The organism is Pseudoalteromonas sp. SR41-1 (assembly GCF_014164015.1).
GTDB lineage: Bacteria > Pseudomonadota > Gammaproteobacteria > Enterobacterales > Alteromonadaceae > Pseudoalteromonas > Pseudoalteromonas distincta.
This window is the reverse complement of sequence record NZ_JACJEK010000002.1, coordinates 13,011-32,986: the sequence shown is the minus strand read 5'-3', so window position 1 is coordinate 32,986 and position 19,976 is coordinate 13,011. Positions and strand designations below refer to the sequence as shown.

The 19,976-nt window shown below is 40.1% G+C and carries 23 protein-coding genes; 15 read left to right on the top strand and 8 right to left on the bottom strand.

Annotation, left to right across the window (positions count from 1 at the left end):
* Nucleotides 1-44 precede the first annotated feature (44 nt).
* Complete coding sequence (locus H5118_RS01630) at nt 45-1,397, top strand: Do family serine endopeptidase (protein WP_182747529.1); 1,353 nt, start codon at nt 45-47, stop codon at nt 1,395-1,397.
* A gap of 102 nt (nt 1,398-1,499) precedes the next feature.
* Nucleotides 1,500-2,582 carry a trypsin-like peptidase domain-containing protein gene (locus H5118_RS01625; RefSeq protein WP_024595792.1) on the top strand — a complete coding sequence of 361 codons (1,083 nt, stop codon included), beginning with the start codon at nt 1,500-1,502 and terminating at the stop codon, nt 2,580-2,582.
* Nucleotides 2,583-2,668: 86 nt separating this feature from the next.
* Here H5118_RS01625 and murA read toward each other — a convergent pair whose 3' ends face one another.
* From murA to H5118_RS01590, 7 genes are read right to left on the bottom strand one after another with little or no spacing between them, the layout of a single operon-like run.
* Nucleotides 2,669-3,928 carry a UDP-N-acetylglucosamine 1-carboxyvinyltransferase gene (murA, locus tag H5118_RS01620; protein ID WP_182747527.1) on the bottom strand — a complete coding sequence of 420 codons (1,260 nt, stop codon included), beginning with the start codon at nt 3,926-3,928 and terminating at the stop codon, nt 2,669-2,671.
* 13 nt (nt 3,929-3,941) lie between these two features.
* Nucleotides 3,942-4,199, bottom strand: a complete 258-nt coding sequence (locus H5118_RS01615; protein ID WP_002957953.1) for a BolA family protein — start codon at nt 4,197-4,199, stop codon at nt 3,942-3,944.
* A 5-nt stretch (nt 4,200-4,204) separates the two neighbouring features.
* Nucleotides 4,205-4,498 carry a lipid asymmetry maintenance protein MlaB gene (locus H5118_RS01610; protein WP_002957952.1) on the bottom strand — a complete coding sequence of 98 codons (294 nt, stop codon included), beginning with the start codon at nt 4,496-4,498 and terminating at the stop codon, nt 4,205-4,207.
* A complete protein-coding gene (locus H5118_RS01605) occupies nt 4,491-5,171 on the bottom strand; it encodes a phospholipid-binding protein MlaC (protein ID WP_039485391.1) in 681 nt (226 codons plus the stop codon). Before H5118_RS01605 ends, H5118_RS01610 begins: the two co-directional genes overlap by 8 nt.
* A gap of 5 nt (nt 5,172-5,176) precedes the next feature.
* Entirely contained in the window at nt 5,177-5,725 is a 549-nt protein-coding gene (mlaD, locus tag H5118_RS01600) for an outer membrane lipid asymmetry maintenance protein MlaD (RefSeq protein WP_002957950.1), read from the bottom strand.
* A gap of 13 nt (nt 5,726-5,738) precedes the next feature.
* Nucleotides 5,739-6,518 (bottom strand): lipid asymmetry maintenance ABC transporter permease subunit MlaE, encoded by a 780-nt coding sequence (mlaE, locus tag H5118_RS01595; protein WP_002957949.1) that lies wholly within the window; start codon nt 6,516-6,518, stop codon nt 5,739-5,741.
* Nucleotides 6,518-7,333 (bottom strand): ATP-binding cassette domain-containing protein, encoded by an 816-nt coding sequence (locus H5118_RS01590; protein ID WP_080945050.1) that lies wholly within the window; start codon nt 7,331-7,333, stop codon nt 6,518-6,520. Before H5118_RS01590 ends, mlaE begins: the two co-directional genes overlap by 1 nt.
* A 255-nt stretch (nt 7,334-7,588) precedes the next feature.
* Between H5118_RS01590 and H5118_RS01585 the strand changes: the two genes are divergently transcribed.
* The 13 genes from H5118_RS01585 (at nt 7,589) to H5118_RS01525 (ending at nt 17,511) form a co-directional block, all read left to right on the top strand.
* A complete protein-coding gene (locus H5118_RS01585; protein WP_002957947.1) occupies nt 7,589-8,557 on the top strand; it encodes a calcium/sodium antiporter in 969 nt (322 codons plus the stop codon).
* Between the two features lie 3 nt (nt 8,558-8,560).
* Complete coding sequence (locus H5118_RS01580; RefSeq protein WP_002957946.1) at nt 8,561-9,532, top strand: KpsF/GutQ family sugar-phosphate isomerase; 972 nt, start codon at nt 8,561-8,563, stop codon at nt 9,530-9,532.
* Nucleotides 9,533-10,084, top strand: a complete 552-nt coding sequence (kdsC, locus tag H5118_RS01575) for a 3-deoxy-manno-octulosonate-8-phosphatase KdsC (protein WP_007580311.1) — start codon at nt 9,533-9,535, stop codon at nt 10,082-10,084.
* Nucleotides 10,081-10,635, top strand: coding sequence for an LPS export ABC transporter periplasmic protein LptC (lptC, locus tag H5118_RS01570; RefSeq protein WP_002957944.1), 555 nt, complete (start codon nt 10,081-10,083; stop codon nt 10,633-10,635). The genes kdsC and lptC overlap by 4 nt, the downstream gene beginning before the upstream one ends.
* Nucleotides 10,625-11,170: a lipopolysaccharide transport periplasmic protein LptA gene (gene lptA, locus H5118_RS01565; protein ID WP_002957943.1), complete on the top strand. Its 546-nt coding sequence runs from the start codon at nt 10,625-10,627 to the stop codon at nt 11,168-11,170. Before lptC ends, lptA begins: the two co-directional genes overlap by 11 nt.
* Nucleotides 11,167-11,892, top strand: a complete 726-nt coding sequence (gene lptB, locus H5118_RS01560) for an LPS export ABC transporter ATP-binding protein (RefSeq protein WP_002957942.1) — start codon at nt 11,167-11,169, stop codon at nt 11,890-11,892. The genes lptA and lptB overlap by 4 nt, the downstream gene beginning before the upstream one ends.
* Nucleotides 11,893-11,961: 69 nt before the next feature.
* Complete coding sequence (locus H5118_RS01555) at nt 11,962-13,461, top strand: RNA polymerase factor sigma-54 (RefSeq protein ID WP_182747525.1); 1,500 nt, start codon at nt 11,962-11,964, stop codon at nt 13,459-13,461.
* Nucleotides 13,462-13,487: 26 nt separating this feature from the next.
* Complete coding sequence (gene hpf, locus H5118_RS01550; RefSeq protein WP_007580301.1) at nt 13,488-13,775, top strand: ribosome hibernation promoting factor; 288 nt, start codon at nt 13,488-13,490, stop codon at nt 13,773-13,775.
* Between the two features lie 4 nt (nt 13,776-13,779).
* Complete coding sequence (ptsN, locus tag H5118_RS01545) at nt 13,780-14,232, top strand: PTS IIA-like nitrogen regulatory protein PtsN (protein WP_024595797.1); 453 nt, start codon at nt 13,780-13,782, stop codon at nt 14,230-14,232.
* 18 nt (nt 14,233-14,250) lie between these two features.
* Nucleotides 14,251-15,096, top strand: coding sequence for an RNase adapter RapZ (gene rapZ / locus H5118_RS01540; RefSeq protein WP_002957938.1), 846 nt, complete (start codon nt 14,251-14,253; stop codon nt 15,094-15,096).
* 42 nt (nt 15,097-15,138) lie between these two features.
* Nucleotides 15,139-15,411: an HPr family phosphocarrier protein gene (locus H5118_RS01535; protein WP_002957937.1), complete on the top strand. Its 273-nt coding sequence runs from the start codon at nt 15,139-15,141 to the stop codon at nt 15,409-15,411.
* Between the two features lie 131 nt (nt 15,412-15,542).
* Nucleotides 15,543-16,901, top strand: coding sequence for a magnesium transporter (gene mgtE / locus H5118_RS01530; protein WP_002957935.1), 1,359 nt, complete (start codon nt 15,543-15,545; stop codon nt 16,899-16,901).
* A gap of 202 nt (nt 16,902-17,103) precedes the next feature.
* Nucleotides 17,104-17,511 carry a protein disulfide oxidoreductase gene (locus H5118_RS01525; protein WP_220488593.1) on the top strand — a complete coding sequence of 136 codons (408 nt, stop codon included), beginning with the start codon at nt 17,104-17,106 and terminating at the stop codon, nt 17,509-17,511.
* 170 nt (nt 17,512-17,681) lie between these two features.
* On the opposite strand, the gene H5118_RS01520 is transcribed toward H5118_RS01525, so the two are convergent.
* On the bottom strand, nt 17,682-19,859 hold the full coding sequence (locus H5118_RS01520) for a YgiQ family radical SAM protein (RefSeq protein WP_182694728.1): 2,178 nt from the start codon (nt 19,857-19,859) through the stop codon (nt 17,682-17,684).
* Between the last annotated feature and the right edge of the window lie 117 nt (nt 19,860-19,976).

Below are 19,976 nucleotides of genomic sequence, written 5' to 3'. Positions count from 1 at the left end.
GCCCTTTTTGTTTTGCTTTATCTTAAGTGGAGTTACCCCTGACTATGAAAATGAAATTATCACTTATCAGCGCAGCTATTTTATCTACAAGCTTGTTAATGAGCCCAGTAGCGTCTTATGCAAAAATGCCAATTGCAGTAAATGGTCAACAACTACCAACTCTTGCCCCCATGCTAGAGAAAATATCTCCAGGTGTTGTAAGTATCCAAGTTTCAGGCTCAAAAGAAGTACGCCGCCGTGCAGATCCGCTTGAATACTTTTTTGGACAGCAACAGCCTCGCAGTCAAAAGCGTCAATTTAGTGGATTAGGCTCTGGGGTAATTATTGATGCTGATGAGGGTTATGTAGTCACTAATAATCACGTAATCCAAGATGCCGAAAAAATGGTAGTAACCCTCGAAGATGGCCGTGAATTTGAAGCAACTAAAATTGGTACTGATACAGAATCAGACATCGCTCTTTTACAAATAGACGCTAATGACTTAACTGAAATAAAACTCGCAAATTCAGATAGTTTACGAGTGGGCGACTTTGCTGTCGCTATTGGTAACCCATTTGGACTTAGCCACACAGTTACATCTGGTATTGTTAGTGCTCTTGGCCGTAGTGGTTTAAATATTGAGGGCTACGAAGATTTCATTCAAACCGATGCTGCTATTAACCAAGGCAACTCTGGTGGTGCATTAGTTAACTTAAACGGTGAATTGATTGGTATTAACACTGCTATTTTAGGTGCTTCTGGCGGTAACGTTGGTATTGGTTTTGCCATCCCATCAAATATGATGAAAAACTTAGTTGATCAAATTGTTGAACACGGTGAAGTACGCCGAGGTTCGCTGGGTATTTCTGGCCGCCCGCTTGATGCAGGCCTTGCTAAAGCACAGCAACTTGACGTTAAACAAGGTGCTTATGTAATGCAAGTAATGGACGACACTGCCGCAAGTAAAGTAGGTATAAAAGCAGGTGACGTAATTGTTAGCATTAATGGCGGTGATATTAGTGGTTTCCACGAGCTGCGCAGCAAAATTGCTACGCTAGGTGAAGGCCGCGAAATAAAACTTGGTATTTACCGCGATGGTAAAATTAAAACGGTAAAAGTAACTCTTGATGGTGCATCTGGTGTTACAGCGACAGGCGAAGAGCTGCATCCTGCGTTCCAAGGCGCGACACTTGAAAACGTGCAAAAAAATAGTAATAAAGGTGTTGAGGTTACGTCTGTAGACCCTCGCTCACCTTCTGCCCGTGTTGGCCTTGAAGAAGGTGATATTATTATGCAAGTGAATCGCCAACGAGTAGAGACTATTCGTGATATGAATAAGATTATCGAAAACACTAAAGGTAATATCGTACTTGGCGTGCAACGTGGTCGTGAGTCTATATTTATTTTAATTCAGTAATAAATAGCACTATTAATGTAATAAAAATAACAGTGGCACTTGCCGCTGTTATTTTTTTTATGTCATCATAAAGAGATTGCTCACTTACATAATAAGAAAACTGTGCTGAAATTAATAAAATTTATTCTTCCCCCTTTATTTGCAGGTCTAAGTATTGCTTTTTTAGTGGTTTTTTTCAGCCCTAATATGCGAGCCGCCTTACTTCCTAATGTTCCCCTTCCAAGCGCGATGAGTGCGAGTCACCTGAGTTTTTCTGATGCAGTTAAACGAGCAGCTCCTTCTGTAGTTACTATTTTTTCAGAAAGCATTTCCAAAGAGCCTCGTTATAAAAGAAAAAACACGGTACAAGAGCTAGGCTCTGGCGTCATTATGTCGCAAGACGGTTATATTCTTACTAACTATCATGTTGTTAATAATGCAGACCAAATTATGGTTATCTTAACCGATGGCCGACGCTTTTTTGATGTGCAACTCATTGGTTTTGATACCATTACTGATTTAGCCTTACTTAAAATCAATGCAGATCACCTCCCAGTGATTCCCGTAAACGATAGCTATGTATCAAATGTAGGCGATGTTGTACTTGCTATAGGCAACCCGCTTAACTTAGGGCAAACAATCACTCAAGGCATTATTAGTGCAACGGGTAAGCAAAAAATTACAGATAGCCCTTACAATAACTTATTGCAAATGGATGCAGCTATTAACGTGGGCAACTCCGGCGGCGCATTAGTTAACTCCAATGGTGATTTAGTCGGCATTACTTCTGCACAATTTAAAACGCGTGAGAACTTGAATATTCAAGGAATATTTTTTGCGGTTCCTTACTCACTTGCTAAAAAAGTGATGGGTAAACTCATTCGTCACGGTCGGGTTGTGCGCGGCTATTTAGGCTTTGAAGGCACAGCAGTAGATAGTACGGGTAAAGAAGTAAACGACAGCCTAACGCCGGTTACCGGCATGCGTATTACTAATTTAGACCCTTTGGGGCCAGCATGGCAAGCAGGCATTGAAGAGCAAGATATCGTCATTAAAATTGCAGGGCTTTCGGTAGCAAACCCACAAAAAGTGCTTGAAAAAATAGGTAATACGGAGCCCGGTAAGGAAATAGAATTTGAGCTATACAGAGATGGCAAAATAGAAAAAATCATGGTGGTGGTAGCTGAGCTTGAAACAAAGCTTTAAAAAAGAGTAATACCAATCGTCAATAAAAAGGTCGGATAGCAATTTGCGTATCCGACCTTTTTTAAATAGCTTAACTAGTTATCTACTTAGCTACTTCTACGTTTAATGTTTGCACCCAACGCACTTAGCTTATCTTCAATGCGCTGATAGCCTCTATCAACGTGATAAATACGGTCAACAACCGTTTCACCCTGTGCCACTATACCCGTTAAAATTAAGCTAGCTGAAGCGCGTAAATCGGTTGCCATCACTTGCGCACCCGTTAAGCTTTCAGTCTCACCACAAATTGCGGTATGCCCTTCTAAACGAATATTAGCGCCCATACGCTGCAACTCTGGTACATGCATAAAACGGTTTTCAAAAATCGTTTCTGTAATAGTCGCACTACCATTTGCTACTACATTCAATGCTGTAAACTGAGCTTGCATATCCGTAGGAAAACCTGGGTGCGGGGCTGTTTTAATATTAACGGCTTTAAGTTCTCGGCCGCGCATATCAAGATAAATACTATCGTTATGTACTTCTAGGTGCGCATTCGTAGCACGTAGCTTTTCAATCACAGGCTCAAGAGAATGAAAGTCTGTATTTTTACAAAGTACTTCACCGCCAGCCATTGCTGCTGCGACTAAAAACGTCCCAGTTTCAATTCGGTCAGGTAAAATACTGTGTTCACAGCCAGCTAAACGCCCAACGCCTTCAACTTCAATGCGGCTAGTACCTGCACCTGTGATTTTAGCGCCCATAGCAATTAGGCAGTTAGCTAAATCAATTATTTCAGGCTCGCGTGCCGCATTATCAAGTATGGTTTTACCATCAGCGAGGGCCGCTGCCATTAATAGGTTTTCGGTAGCGCCTACACTTACCATTTCCATAAAAATTTCAGCGCCTTTTAAGCGACCATTAACCTTGGCATTAATATAACCATTTTCAACGTTTATTTGTGCGCCCATACGCTCCAAACCTTGAATATGGATATCAACAGGGCGAGCACCAATAGCGCACCCACCAGGTAAAGACACTTGAGCCTCACCAAAACGTGCAACTAGAGGGCCTAATGCAAGCACAGAGGCGCGCATTTGCTTTACTAAGTCGTAAGGCGCTAATGTTTTATTAACCGTTGCACCGTCAATTACTAGCGTATCGCCCTGCCAATTAACATCTGCACCTAAAGTTTTTAATAAGGCTTCAGTGGTCACTATGTCGCGAAGACGCGGTACATTAGTAAATATACTTTTACCATCAGCTAATAGTGAAGCAAATAAGATAGGAAGTGCGGCATTTTTAGCGCCCGAAATAGTCACTTCACCAGCAAGTGAAGTGCCACCTTGAATTACAAATTGATCCATTAGGAGGCCCTAGTTATTGCGGTAAAATGAATTTTTGTTCACGCTTCCACTCTACAGGAGTAAATGCACGAATAGATACTGCGTGAATTGTCCCATCTGAAATTGTATTCATTAATGGACCATAAACTAGCTGCTGCTTTTTAACTCGGCTTAAACCGTCAAAGCATTCGCCTACTGCAACAACTTCATAATGACTACCATTGGCTTTTACATGTACTTCAGCTAATTGAAGTTCTTCGCGTAATAATGTTTCGACTTGGCTAGTTTCCATAACTCTCACTCAAATAGGGTTGTAACCTGACCCAATTGCATTAAATTTTGCAATTGCTCAGGTAGGTTTTGCAATTCAAGGCGAATGCCTTGCTGCTTTAATTCTGCAAAAGAGTGAATTAACCAAGCTAAGCCTGCTGTGTCAACCCTTGATACTCCACTTAGGTCGAAATAGATGATTTTATGCTTAGTTAATAACTTATTGTTCAGAAGCTGTTCATCGCCAATTGAATTTCGAGTAAGCTCACCGCTTACTCCAAAATGTTGTCCATCAACTTGGCTTATTGCCAATTTAGTCATTCGAGTTACTGCCTCTAAACTGAACTGGTAGCTGACTCTTTTGCTCTAAAAGGTTACTTACATTATCAATACCTTGCTGACGCAAAATACCTTGCAGCTCGCTTTGCTTTGCATCCAGTAAACTAATACCTTCGGCAATCATATCGTACGCGCGCCATTCACCGTCGCGGTCTTCGCGTACTTTAAAATCGATTCTGATATCAGGTTTACCGTCTTCAATAATTTTAGTCTTAACAACAACGACGTCTTTACCTTTAAACGCTTGCTCTGCACCAAACTCAACTTTCTGGTTTGTGTATTGAGTAAATACACCTGCATAAGTAGCAACTAAGTACTCTCTAAATACACCAATAAAGCGTTGAATTTCTTTAATTGCTTTGGCCTTTTCAGCCTCGTCGGTAATTGCACGAACTTTAGATACTTCACTGCCAAGTACACGAAGTGCTGCATATTTATAGTCGATATAAGGCATTAATTCTTCTTCGACTATTACGCGAAGGTATTCCTGATCTTTAACAATTAATGGCTGATCTTTTTTAATGCGCGCAAATGTATTATCGGCAACTTGGCGTACCATTTTATTAGGATCGACTAATTTCACATCTGCTGCACTTACGCTTTGAGTTAGCGTCATTGTGCCAATTGCTACAATAGCTAAAAACTTTTTCAACATAATAATTACTCACTACCTTGGTTGAATAAAAACTGCCCGATTAATTCTTCAAGTACAATGGCAGACTTAGTATCAGTGATTGAATCGCCATCACCTAGTGCTTTACTTTCCACACCAAATAAATCGTCAATTGCTTCATCTTGCTTGTTTTCTGTCACTGTTTCGCCTAAACAACGTTGCTTAGCAGAATCTGGAGAAATTACAGGGTGAATACCTAAGTACTGCTCACCTAAAATACCCGACGTTAAAATAGAGATTGAGCTTGTGTCTGAAAAACGACATAAGTACTGTGCGTCAATGGTCATATTAACGACTGGTAAAAACTCTTGTGGGTGAACATAAATTGATTCAACACGGCCAATTACAACACCACCTACTTTTACTGGCGCACGCGCTTTTAACGAGCCGATGTTTTCAAACTTGGCATTAAGCGTATATGTTTCGCCAGAGCCACTAATACCTGAATTGGCAACTTTAAGTGCAAGCATCGCAAAAGCTAAAATGCCAAGTGCTACAAAAAAACCAACTAAAATTTCTAATTTCCGTGAATTCATTATCTATACCCTATTAGCTGGTAAACATTACCGCTGTCAAAATAAAGTCAAAACCTAAAACTGCTAATGACGAATGAACAACCGTTTCGGTGGTTGCTTTGCTGATCCCTTCTGAGGTCGGCACACAGTCATATCCTTTATAAAGCGCAATCCAGGTCACCACTATGGCAAATACAAAGCTTTTAATAATACCGTTTAGTATGTCTTGCTGAAACGACACTTGCGATTGCATGATTGACCAAAAACTACCTGTATCAACCCCCAGCCAATCTACCCCCACTAAATGAGCGCCTATAATTGCTACAGCTGAAAATATCAATGCAAGCAATGGCATGCTTATAAAACCCGCCCAAAAGCGCGGTGCAATAATACGTTTTAGCGGATCGATTGCCATCATCTCAAGTGATGAAAGTTGCTCTGTTGCTTTCATTAAGCCAATTTCAGCTGTCAAAGCGCTACCTGCGCGTCCTGCAAATAATAATGCAGTAACAACCGGGCCTAGTTCTCGCAATAAGCTCAGTGCCACTAACGGCCCTAAACTATCCTCAGCGCCATAACCAACCAATACGGTGTAACCTTGTAAAGCCAACACCATACCGATAAACAAACCCGACACCATAATAATGAGTAACGATTGCGAACCAACCATATAAAGCTGGCGAACAAGTAACGGTGTGCCTTTTTTAAAATTAGGAACATGCGCTAATGCACTAAACAGCATATAAGCAGAACGACCAAGGGCCGCAAAGCGTCCTAGCGTTTTATGTCCTAGCTTTTGAAATAAATCCAACATTATGCTTTTTCTCCAAGTAGTTCGTCTGCATAAGCCTGAGCCGGAAAATGAAATGGTACAGGACCATCCGACAAGCCTTTTAAAAACTGTTGAACTAAAGGAGATTCATGATTACGCATTTCATCTGGAGTACCAGAACCAATTACCCCTTGATCGGCGATAATTATAACGTGTTCGGCAATACTCATTACCTCTGTTACATCGTGCGTCACGATTAAAGACGATAAACCTAATACTTCGTTGAGCGACTTAATTAGCTTAACCAATACGCCCATCGAAATAGGATCTTGCCCTGCAAATGGTTCATCGTACATGATTAGCTCTGGATCAAGTGCTATAGCGCGTGCAAGTGCAGCACGCCTTGCCATACCGCCGGATAACTCAGATGGCATTAAATCTTTAGCGCCACGTAGTCCAACCGCTTGCAGTTTCATTAACACAACTAATCGAATCAGGTCTTCACTTAGCTTTGTGTGCTCTCTTATAGGAAACGCGATATTGTCAAATACCGACATATCAGTAAACAACGCACCACTTTGAAAAAGCATACTCATTTTAGTACGTGCTTCGTATAACTCTTTACGAGACATTTTAGGAATGCTGCCACCTTCAAATAAAATATCACCTGAATCTGGTTTAAGCTGACCACCAATTAAACGCAACATAGTGGTTTTGCCAATTCCGCTTGGCCCCATAATCGCAGTAATTTTACCTTTAGGAACGCTAAAACTCATATTTTTATATATGGTTCTATTGCCTCTCGAAAAGCTAACATCCTTGACTTCTACTATTGATTGCGACAAGTCGCTCTCCATAAAAATGTTCACTAGTGCCCCTATTTTAAAGCTTTTTTGTCAAAGATGGAAAAAACAATTCGTAAGATTTTGTAATACACCCATGAAAAGGATTATAAGACTCGCTCAAAACAGCTTAACCCCGGCTTAAATTTTTAAATTAGCTGTTTAAAAGCAACATTGTTACCTAGTTGACCTTACTCTTTTATTTATACTTTCATCTTGGCTTTTGTTACTATTCGCGCCATCCGTATTTTGTATAACTGGCTTAACACAATGGTTACCTCGTTTGTTATTTTAATTCTTGGTTTTGCAGCTCTTGTTTGGAGTGCCGATAGGTTTGTTTATGGGGCTGCGGCTCTTGCTAAAAACTTTGGTGTACCTACACTTATTGTTGGTTTGACCGTTGTAGCCATGGGCTCTTCAGCCCCTGAAATGATGGTTTCAGCCTCTGCCGCTTTGGCTAACAAAACCGACACAGCCGTTGGCAATGCTGTTGGCTCTAATATTACAAACATTTTACTTGTGTTAGGTATCACTGCTCTATTTCGCCCTCTTTCAGTTTCATCTAGTACGTTAAAACGTGAAATGCCATTAGTGATGCTCGTATCTTTAGCTACTTGGTATGTGTTCTCAGATAACTACTTTTCATTTAGTGAAGGTGTTGCGCTTTTAGTTGGCTTTATCGTATTCATCGGTGGGTTAATCATTGTATCTATGCGTGCAAAAAACCAAGATGACCCATTTGTCTCAGAAGCCTGCGACGATGTACCAAACGATGTACCTACTAAAAAAGCGGTATTTTGGTTAATTGTCGGCATGATACTCTTGCCGGTTAGTTCTCATTTTTTAATCGGCTCAGCTGTTGATATTGCTAAATACTTCGGCTTAAGCGACTTAGTCATTGGTTTAACAATTATTGCCATTGGTACTAGCTTGCCTGAACTTGCCGCCTCGGTTGCAGGTGTACTTAAAAATGAAGATGATTTAGCACTAGGTAATATCGTTGGCTCAAACATATTTAATATTTTAGCTGTATTACCTCTAGCAGGTATTATTAATCCTTCAGCAATTGATCCATCGTTAGTAAGCCGAGATATATTAATTATGATTGGTGCAACACTTGCTCTTATCATTATGTCATTGAACTTTAGAGGCACCCAGCGTATCAATAGGGTAGAAGGCGGCTTATTGCTAATAGCGTTTTTGGGTTACCAAGGGTATATTTTTAGTCAAGTAGGGTAAATGATGGCAACGCTAAACTTTATTGAACAAGGCCTTCGCGTTTTAGATGTTGAGCGCCAAGCACTTAGTGATATTGCACAATATGTAGATGAAAATTTTCATAACGCGTGCCAATTAATGTACGACTGTGAAGGCCGTATTATTGTCATTGGCATGGGAAAATCAGGCCATATTGGCAATAAAATAGCGGCAACCCTTGCAAGTACTGGCAGCCCAGCGTTTTTTGTTCACCCTGGTGAAGCAAGTCATGGTGATTTAGGTATGATCACTAAAAATGACGTGGTTATGCTTATTTCTAATTCAGGGGAAACCAGCGAAGTTTTAAATATCATTCCGGTTTTAAAACGACTTGGTGCCAAAATGATAGCGATGACTGGCAATACGCAATCAACCATGGCAACCCTTGCTAATGTACATGTGTGCATTAAAGTAGAAAAAGAAGCTTGTTCATTGGGTCTAGCCCCTACATCAAGTACCACTGCAACGCTTGCGATGGGCGATGCCATGGCAGTTGCATTATTAGAAGCTCGCGGCTTTACAGCTGATGACTTCGCGCTATCTCACCCAGGTGGTAGTTTAGGCAAGCGCTTATTACTTACTTTAAAAGATGTTATGCACAGCGGCGCAAATACACCTATTATTGATGTTTCACAAACAGTTAAAGATGCCCTAATAGAAATGTCAGCTAAAGGGTTAGGTATGACAGCCATTGTTGATGAAAATCAGCAACTCGTAGGGTTATTTACCGATGGTGATTTACGTCGCATTTTAGAACAAAGAATTGATATTCATACAACACAAATAGATGTTGTTATGACTAAGTCATGCACTACAGCTACGCAAGATATTTTAGCCGCTGAAGCGCTCAATATTATGGAACGTAAACGTATAAATGGCCTAATCGTCGTCAATGAGAAAAACCAACCTATTGGCGCATTAAATATGCAAGACCTATTAAAAGCAGGAGTGTTATAAATGCAATTTGAAGAACTCTATCAACCGCTGAGCGATGATGCAAAAGCACGCGCTAAAAAAGTAAAACTACTTATATGCGATATTGATGGTGTATTTTCTGATGGCCGTATTTACCTTGGCAATCAAGGTGAAGAGCTAAAAGCATTTAATACAAAAGATGGTTTTGGCATTAAAGCACTTATAAACAGTGGCTTTGAAGTAGCTGTTATTACTGGTCGTCATTCACAGATAGTACAACAACGTATGAGCAGCTTAACCGTACAGCATATTTATCAAGGCCAAGAAAATAAGCTCATTGCCTATCAAGAATTAAAAGATAAACTCAACCTTAGCGATGAACAAATTGCTTATATTGGTGATGACGGTCCTGACATGCCTGTTATGGAGTTAGTAGGCTTTGCCGTTGCAGTAAATGATGCCCACCCTCTTATTAAGCGTTTGTCACATTATGTAACGCAAATGCCTGGTGGTTTTGGCGCTGTGAGAGAACTCACCGATTTGCTCATGCTTGAAAATGGTAAAGCATTGACTACACAAGGCACTAGTTCATGAATGCAGCGCGCATAATATTAAGCGTTTTATTCATTAGCTGTATGGTTTGGCTTTGGTACCCTTATTTTACACAAACAAATATTGTGCCTCAGGCTGAGCCTGAAGTTGTTGCTAAGCCTGATTACATAGCTATTGAGCTCAAACAGACAGCCTATGATGAGCAAGGTAAAATTAGCCACAAAGTCACTGCGGCTAAAATGGAGCTATACCAGCAATTAGGTTTCACGTTTTTTGAAAAACCCATTTTTACTTTATATAACGAGCAACAAACGTGGCAAATAAATGCAGACGAAGCAACATTATATGAAGATAAACAATTAATTTTAGAAGGTAATGTGGTTGCCAAAAATTTAACCGATAACGCCATGATAGACAAAATCAATGCTGATAATATTCAGGTTGATATAAAGTTATTAACAATGCGTTCGGAGCAACCCGTCATTATCACTGGACCCAATTTAAAAATCACCGGTAAAGGCCTAGAAGCCGACTTGAAAACCGAAGTGATAAAACTAATTAACCATACGCGAACCATATATTATGACCAATAAAATATTAAAATCACTTATAATTCCTACACTTATACTAGCGTTTAATAGTAGTGCTGCAGAGCAAAACACGCAACCTGCTGCCAATCAAATTTCAATAAGTGCCGACAAGCAAGAAGGTCAATTGAAAGCTAATGTGGGTATTTTTGAGAAAAACGTTGAGATTATTCACGGTAATCGCCGCATTACAGCCGATCGCCTCGAAGTACACAAACGTGATGAACTTGGTGATAATAAACAATTATTAATTGCCACAGGTAGCCCTGCGCACTTTGAAGAAAAGCAATCAGACGGCACGACTATGAGCGCCAGTGCTGACGAAGTACGTTATGATGTATCTAAGCGTTTTTTAACGCTTGTTGGTAATGCACAAGTATCGCAAGCCGGACAAAAAATAAATGCTAAAAGCATTACCTACGACATAGAGCAGCAGCTCATCAGTGCCGAAAAAGATGAAAACTCAACTGACCGCGTTCACACAATTTTAGTACCGATCGAAACTAAAAAAAGTAAAAAAGGCGATAAAGGTCAACCATGAGCACATTAAAAGCAGAACTATTAGCAAAAAGCTATAAAGGTCGTGAAGTTGTAAAAAACGTCGGCCTTGAAGTACAAGCTGGCAGTATAGTTGGCTTACTTGGCCCTAACGGTGCTGGTAAAACAACGACTTTTTATATGATTGTAGGGCTTGTTCCTAGCGACAAAGGTAAAATATCTATTGATGATAACGATATTACTCTTTTACCTATGCATAGTCGTGCTAGATTAGGCATAGGCTACTTACCACAAGAGTCATCGATTTTTAGAAAGCTGACTGTTTATCAAAACTTAATGGCCATTTTAGAAACGCGCAAAGAACTAAATAAACAAGCCAGAGAAGACACGCTCAATAACTTATTAGATGAATTTAGCATACAACACATTCGTGATAGCCAAGGTATGGCATTATCGGGGGGAGAACGTCGTCGTGTAGAAATAGCACGAGCGCTGGCAGCAGATCCTAAATTTATATTACTGGATGAACCGTTTGCCGGTGTTGACCCTATTTCGGTATTAGATATAAAGAAAATAATAGAACATCTTAAAAATCGTGGGATTGGTGTATTAATTACCGACCATAACGTAAGAGAGACCCTTGATGTTTGTGAAAAAGCCTACATTGTTTCTCATGGGGAGCTGATTGCATCAGGTACTCCAGAACACGTATTAAATGATAAAACAGTACGCGATGTTTACTTAGGCGAGCAATTTAGGCTGTAACATTTACGCCATGTCTTTAAGCATCTGCTAGTATTAATTATAACAACATAAAAGGATTGTTAGAGATACATGAGGCAATCACTACAGCTGCGCATGGGCCAGCAACTTACAATGACTCCACAGTTGCAACAAGCTATTCGTTTGTTGCAACTCAGTACATTGGATCTCCAGCAAGAAATACAAGAAGCTCTCGACAGTAATCCACTATTAGAGGTTGAAGAGGCAGACTATTCCGAAGACGCTGCTGGTAAAAACGAGCAAAAAGCTGATACCGATGACATAACTGTTAGCGCATCTGCTGATGATGCTCCGAGCGAATACGAACAAGATACTGGTGAAGCACTTGCAAAAGACACGCTAAGTGACGACATGGCTATGGATGTCAGTTGGGATGAGTACATGAGTGCCGCTCCTGCAGCCTCATCAGGTCCAATGCCTGAAGACGAATCAATATACCAAGGCGCCTCTACTGAAACGCTCCATGAGTATTTAATGTGGCAATTACAACTAACGCCATTTAGCCCTACAGACGAAGCTATTGCTATTGCTATTGTAGAAGCTGTCGATGATTCAGGTATTTTAACACTAAGCTGCGAAGAGATTTTAGAAAGCTTTAATCAAGAAAACGAAGATGATAACGAAGTCGAACTTGATGAAATTGAAGCGGTATTAAAACGCATCCAACTGTTTGATCCTGTTGGTATTGCTGCACGTAGTTTACAAGAGTGTTTGTGTATTCAGCTTAATCAATTTGATAAAGAAACACCTTATATTAATGAAACGAAAATGATTTTAACCGAGCATATTGATCTATTAGCAGCTCGCGACTATCGTACATTAATGAAAAAAACGAAGCTCAAAGAAGAAGAGCTTAAAGAAGTAATTACACTAATACATACTCTCAACCCAAAACCTGCAGATACTATTGTAAGGGAAGAATCTGAGTATGTTATTCCTGATGTGTCAGTTAAAAAAATTAAAGGCCGCTGGGTTGTCGAATTAAACCCAGATAGCATGCCTAAAATTCGTGTCAATAGCCAATACGCAGCAATGTCTCGCACTGTAAAATCAAGTGGCGACAGCCAGTTTATTCGCTCACATTTACAAGAAGCTAAATGGTTTATTAAAAGCTTAGAAAGTAGAAACGACACGCTATTAAAAGTTACTAATTGTATTGTTAAGCAACAACAAGGCTTTTTTGAACATGGCCCTGAAGCCATGAAACCAATGGTTTTAAATGATGTTGCTGAAATGGTAGAAATGCACGAATCGACAATTTCTCGCGTAACTACTCAAAAGTACATGCATACACCCCGTGGTATATTTGAGCTTAAATATTTTTTCTCAAGCCATGTAAGTACTGAAAACGGTGGTGAATGTTCATCTACAGCAATACGTGCGCTTATCCGAAAATTAATCGCAGCAGAAAACTCAGCAAAACCATTGAGTGATAGCAAAATAGCGGATATATTGGCTGAGCAAGGAATTAAAGTAGCGAGACGTACAATCGCAAAATACCGCGAATCTCTTGCTATTCCACCGTCAAATCAGCGTAAAAGTCTGATTTAAGACGCTAAACTAAGAGGGTAATGCTTATGCAACTAAACTTAACTGGTCGTCACGTAGAATTAACCGATTCACTAAGAGACTATATTAATACTAAATTTGCGAAGCTTGAAAGACACTCTGATCATATTAACAATGTTCATGTCATTCTCGATGTAGAAAAATTAAATCAAAAAGCAGAAGCCACAATACACGTAAGCGGTGCTGAGCTATTTGCCTCTACAGAACATCAAGATATGTATGCCGCTATTGACTCGTTGATCGACAAGCTCGATCGCCAAGTAATCAAACACAAAGAGAAGCTTGCTCGACACTAATATGATGAAATTAAGTTCACTTATATGCCAGGACTGCAGCAAAGCTGCGGTCCTTTTTAATAGCAAAAAAAGAATTTTAGAGTTCATTAGCGAACTTGCTCACGACAAACTTCCGTATTTACCGCAACAAGATATTCTTAATGCTTTAATGAGCAGAGAGAAATTAGGTAGTACAGGTATAGGACGTGGCATTGCTATTCCTCATGGAAGAATGAGCGGTGCAGAAGAGCCTTTGGCTTTAGTGCTCGTTAGCGAAACTCCAATAAACTTTGATGCAATCGATAATCGCCCTGTTGATATTTTTGTCGCACTCATCGTACCAGATGGCGATAACCAGCAGCACTTAAAGACTCTAGCAACCATTGCTGATAAACTAAACAACAAAGATTTTTGTAAACAGTTACGCAGTGCAAAATCTGATACTGAGCTTTACCAAGTTATTGTCGATCAATCATAGTTTTATAAAGGGTGTTAAATGGAGTTAATTATCATAAGCGGCCGTTCTGGTTCTGGAAAGTCGGTTGCTTTGCGCGTTGTAGAAGATTTAGGTTATTATTGCGTAGATAATATTCCAGTAAACCTACTACCTTCATTAGTTCGCAGTGTGTCTGATAGCTACGATAAAATTGCTGTTAGCATAGATGTGCGCAACATACCTAAAGAACAAGATGAATTTAACGATATTCTTGAATACTTACCAGGCTTTGCAAACCCTACGTTATTTTATTTAGATAGTGACGATCAGACATTGATCAAACGCTTTTCTGAAACACGCAGATTACACCCACTATCAATAGACTCGTTGCCTCTTGATTTAGCCATCAAAAAAGAAAAAGAATTACTTGATGTATTAACCACTCGCGCCGACTTTATGATAGATACGACTGATTTAAGTGTTCATCAACTCGCTGAATCTATTCGTGAAAAGATTTTAGGTAAAAAAGATAAGCAACTGATTGTCACATTTGAATCATTTGGTTTTAAACACGGTATACCAAAAGAAGCAGACTACGTATTTGATGCACGCTTTTTACCAAATCCACACTGGGAACCAGAGTTGAAGCCTTTAAATGGGTTAGATCAACCGGTTAAAGACTATTTAGCTAATCACAGCATAGTGCAAAAATTCACATGGCAAATTCAAACATTTGTACAAACGTGGTTACCGCATTTAGAACGAAATAACCGCAGTTATTTAACCATTGCTATTGGGTGTACAGGTGGGCAACATCGCTCTGTGTATTTAGCGCAAACTATCGGTGAAAGTTTTGCAATGACACATCCCAATGTAAAAATTCGCCATCGCGAACAAGAAAAATAATATAGCTGAATAATCACCTGTTCAGCTTAGGTAGAGTAAGTTATGCATTGTGAAGATACCTTTTTAATAAAAAACAAATTAGGCTTACACGCCAGAGCAGCTACTGTGCTTGCGCAATTAGCAGTACAATTTGATGCTACAATTACATTATTCCAAGATGACAAAGAAGCAGCAGGCGATAGCGTACTTGCATTAATGTTACTTGAAAGTAGCCAAGGAAAAGAAGTTAAAGTTGTTTGTAAAGGCCCTGATTCTGAGCAAGCTTTACACGCTGTTGGAGAATTAATAGCACAACGCTTTAATGAACAAGAATAATCTGTTTTATAAAAACAATATTCGCATTACTAGTGCTTCAATTAAAACAGATATATAAAATAAATAGGTTAGTAACGCCAGTTAACTCACCTCCCCCCATAAAGTAATATAACAATTTATAAAGGACGCCAATGCCAGAAGCTTTTGAACAAGATTATCCACTACAGCAACTAAAGCAGGTGACGAAGTCACTCAATAGTGGTCAATTTGTTCAAGTTAGGCGCATGCTCGCAAAAACGGCTCCTTGTGATACCGCATTATTATTAGAATCATCACCGCATAAAATTCGCCGACTGCTTTGGCAATTGGTCGATCCTGATGTGCAGGGTGATGTTCTTGAAGAATTATCTGAAGATGTTCGTTTAGGCATTATTGCCCAAATGGAACCTAAGCACATTGCCGCCGCAACTGAAGACATGGGCCACGATGACTTAGGTGAAGTATTACGTAGCCTGCCAGATACCGTCTATAAAGACGTTGTTAGCGCGATGGACATTCAAGACCGTGAACGTGCCACGCAAGCACTGTCATATCAAGAGCGTTCAGCAGGTGCGCTAATGAACACCGATACGGTGACCATTCGCCCTGATGTAACACTCGATGTTGTACTTCGTTATATTAGACTGCGTGGTGAGTTACCAGAGGGTACAGATGATTTATATGTTGTTGATAAACATAACTGCTTTATAGGCGCTTTATCGCTGAGTACATTATTAACTAATCCGCCAGAAAAAATTGTCCGCGATTTAATGGATGAAGATTGTGAGTCTATCCCAATCTCAATGGATGAAAGTGAAGTAGCGCAATTATTTGAGCGTCATAATTGGATATCGGCCCCAGTGGTGGACGATAACGACCAACTCCTCGGTCGTGTTACTATCGATGACATCGTTGATGTAATCCGAGAAGATGCCGAGCATAGCTTATTAAGCCTAGCCGGTCTTGATGATGAAGAGGATACATTCGCGCCAGTACTAAAAAGCTCTAAAAAACGCTCAGTTTGGCTAGGAGTTAACTTACTAACCGCACTTGCAGCTGCTTTTGTAGCTAGCTTTTTTGAAGGCACTTTAGATGTGCTCCCTATTTTGGCTGTGCTTAACGGTATTGTCCCTTCTATGGGTGGTGTTGCTGGTAGCCAATCATTAACGCTTGTTATCCGTGGTATTGCAGTAGGTCATATAAACCAAACAAACCAACGTTTCTTGATGATGAAAGAACTGGCCATTGGCGCGCTAAACGGTATTTTGTGGTCACTATTAATTGCGGGTGTTATTGCGCTATGGCAGTGGGACTTTATGCTTGGTGGCGTACTCGCCTTCGCTATGTTTATGAACTTAGTGGTGGCAGGTGTTGCTGGTGCAAGTATTCCAATAATTCTTAAAAGAATGAATATAGACCCTGCTCTTGCAGGGAGTGTGGTGCTAACCACGGTGACTGATATTGTTGGTATATTCGCCTTTTTAGGTACTGCTACATGGTTGCTGATATAAATTAAACGCTTTAAATGTAAAAAACTACAGCAAAAATACTTAGGGTAAATCAGTAGCTATGGCAACGGATACCAAACATAAAAATGACATACCTAAAAAAACGCTAAAACAAAAAAGCGTATCCATATTAAAAAGTCTACTGGTATATGGCTCTATATTTTTCGTCATTTATACCGCCGTCAATTGGTGGCGGCAACCTGTCATGCCAGCAAATCCTCAATTACAATTAATCGACTATAAAGGGCAAAACATTAATTTAGCAGCAATGAGCCAAGATAAACCCACGCTTGTGTATTTTTGGGGAACTTGGTGTCCTATTTGTAGTATTACCTCCCCTGCCATAAACGAACTCGCAAACGAGAATAAATACCCTGTTGTGAGCATCGCGATAAAATCAGGCTCTGATCAAGAGCTGCATGATTATTTAAATGAGCAAGGCTACAGCTTCAGTACTGTTAACGATCAACACGGGGAGATATTTTCCGATTGGCAGGGACAAGTCACGCCATCTTATATAATCTTAAAAGATAATAAAATGACGCAAGGACTCACCGGCATTCAGCCGTTATGGTCACTTAAATTGCGTTTGTGGTTATCATCAATGCTTTAAAAAAAAGCTAAACTTAGCACAGGATATCTAAAGAGAGGGGGGCTCTAAAACCTCACTCTTTATCACCTACAATAATATAGATAATAAAGAGCAAAGCTGACTTAATTTACGTATACAAAAGCTAAAAAACGCGTACCGCAATTAGCCTTATCTATTAGCGAATAAAATTACTAACGTGTGCTTTGACGATTACCGCCCACTTTTGGCTTAGTGTTTGCCTTTTTAAATTGGCTAAAACCAGTATGTCGCGTTAGTGCCGGACGCCCACCTTTTTTACCACCTTTACCTGATTTTTCATCGCGCCCTTCTTCTGGCACTAAACAGTTAGGCCCTTTACCAATTAAATTAGCTTTACCCATTTTACGTAGAGCTTCACGTATCATTGGCCAACCAGCTGCATCGTGGTAGCGTAAAATAGCTTTATGTAATCTACGTTGGCGTGCGCCTTTAGGTACTGGAACAACTTCTGAGTTGTTTTTTATATTACGTAAAGAGTTCATCTCTGTATGGTAAATAGTCGTCGCATTAGCCATAGGTGATGGGTAAAAATTTTGTACCTGATCAAGCTTAAAGTCGTTTGATTTAAGCCATAAAGCCATGTTTACCATGTCTTCATCTTTTGTACCTGGGTGAGCAGATATAAAGTAAGGAATTAAATACTGCTTTTTACCGGCTTCTTTAGAGTACTTATCAAATAGTTCTTTAAATTGATCGTACGCTCCCATACCTGGTTTCATCATTTTTGATAATGGACCATCCTCTGTATGCTCTGGCGCTATTTTTAAGTAACCGCCTACATGGTGCGTTACTAATTCTTTAACGTAACGCGGGTCGCGTACAGCTAAATCGTAACGTACACCTGAAGCAATCAATACCTTTTTAATACCCTTAACTTCACGTGCTTTTTTATACAAATCTATTGTTGGCGTATGATCTGTATCCATGTGTTTACAAATATCTGGATACACACATGATAAGCGTCTACAGGTACTCTCGGCCTTTTTACTAGTACAGCGCAGCTTATACATATTCGCCGTTGGGCCACCTAAATCAGAAATAACACCAGTAAAGCCGGGAACTTTATCTCTAATTTGTTCAATTTCTTCAATAATAGATTCTTGCGAACGACTTTGAATAATGCGCCCTTCATGCTCTGTAATTGAGCAAAACGAACAACCACCAAAACAGCCACGCATAATATTAACTGACGTTTTAATCATATCGTAAGCAGGTATTTTAGCATCACCATAACTTGGGTGAGGAATACGCTGATACGGCAAACCAAATACAGCATCCATCTCATGTGTTTCTAATGGATATGCTGGCGGGTTTACCCAAATAGAGCGATCGCCATGTCGTTGGTAAAGCGCTCTTGCACAACCAGGGTTTGTTTCTTGATGTAAAATTCGCGAGGCATGGGCGTATAAAGGTTTGTTAACACTTACTTGCTCATAAGCAGGTAACTTAACATAGGTTTTTTCCCACGGCTTAGGACGTGCAGGCTGAACCATGATTGGTTTTGCCGCTTCTGCTTTTAAATCAATACCCGCTTGTTTAAATTCAGATTTACTACAGCCAACATCATCCGCGCCATATGGGTTTGGAATAGGGTCTATTTTACCAATTTTATCAATAGCGGTAGAATCACTGCCACGCCAACCAGGTAGAGGCTCTTTTCGAATAACAGCCGTGCCGCGAATATCCTGAATCGTATCCATCGTTTCACCCGCCGCAATACGGTGTGCAACTTCAACTAGCGGGCGCTCTGCGTTACCGTAAATTAAAATATCGGCTTTTGCATCAAACAAAATACTACGACGTACTTTTTCCTGCCAATAGTCGTAATGAGCAATACGGCGAAGGCTGGCTTCAATACCGCCAATAACAATTGGGATACCTTTGTATGCTTCACGGCATTTTTGCGAGTAAATCATCACGGCGCGATCTGGGCGCTTACCGCCAACGTTATTAGGCGTGTAAGCATCATCGTGGCGCATGCGCTTTTCCGCTGTATAGCGGTTGATCATCGAATCCATGTTGCCGGCTGTTACACCAAAAAATAAATTCGGTCTGCCGAGCTCCATAAATGCATCTTTAGAGTCCCATGCAGGTTGGGCAATAATCCCCACTCTAAAGCCTTGCGCTTCAAGTACACGGCCAATTACCGCCATCCCAAAACTAGGATGATCAACATACGCATCACCACTAATTATTATTATGTCGCAACTATCCCAGCCAAGTGCATCCATTTCTTCACGTGTAGTTGGTAAAAATGGCGCGGTGCCATAACATTCAGCCCAGTATTTAGGGTATGAAAATAAGGCGCGCTTAGCTTTGAGTGTGCTCATAATTGTGGCCGTAGAATAACAAAAGGCGCGAATTATACCCTACTAAATTCTTTATATATACAAAGTAGTCAAAGCATATCGCGCTTTAAATTCTAAATCGTTCATTAGCTTAAATAA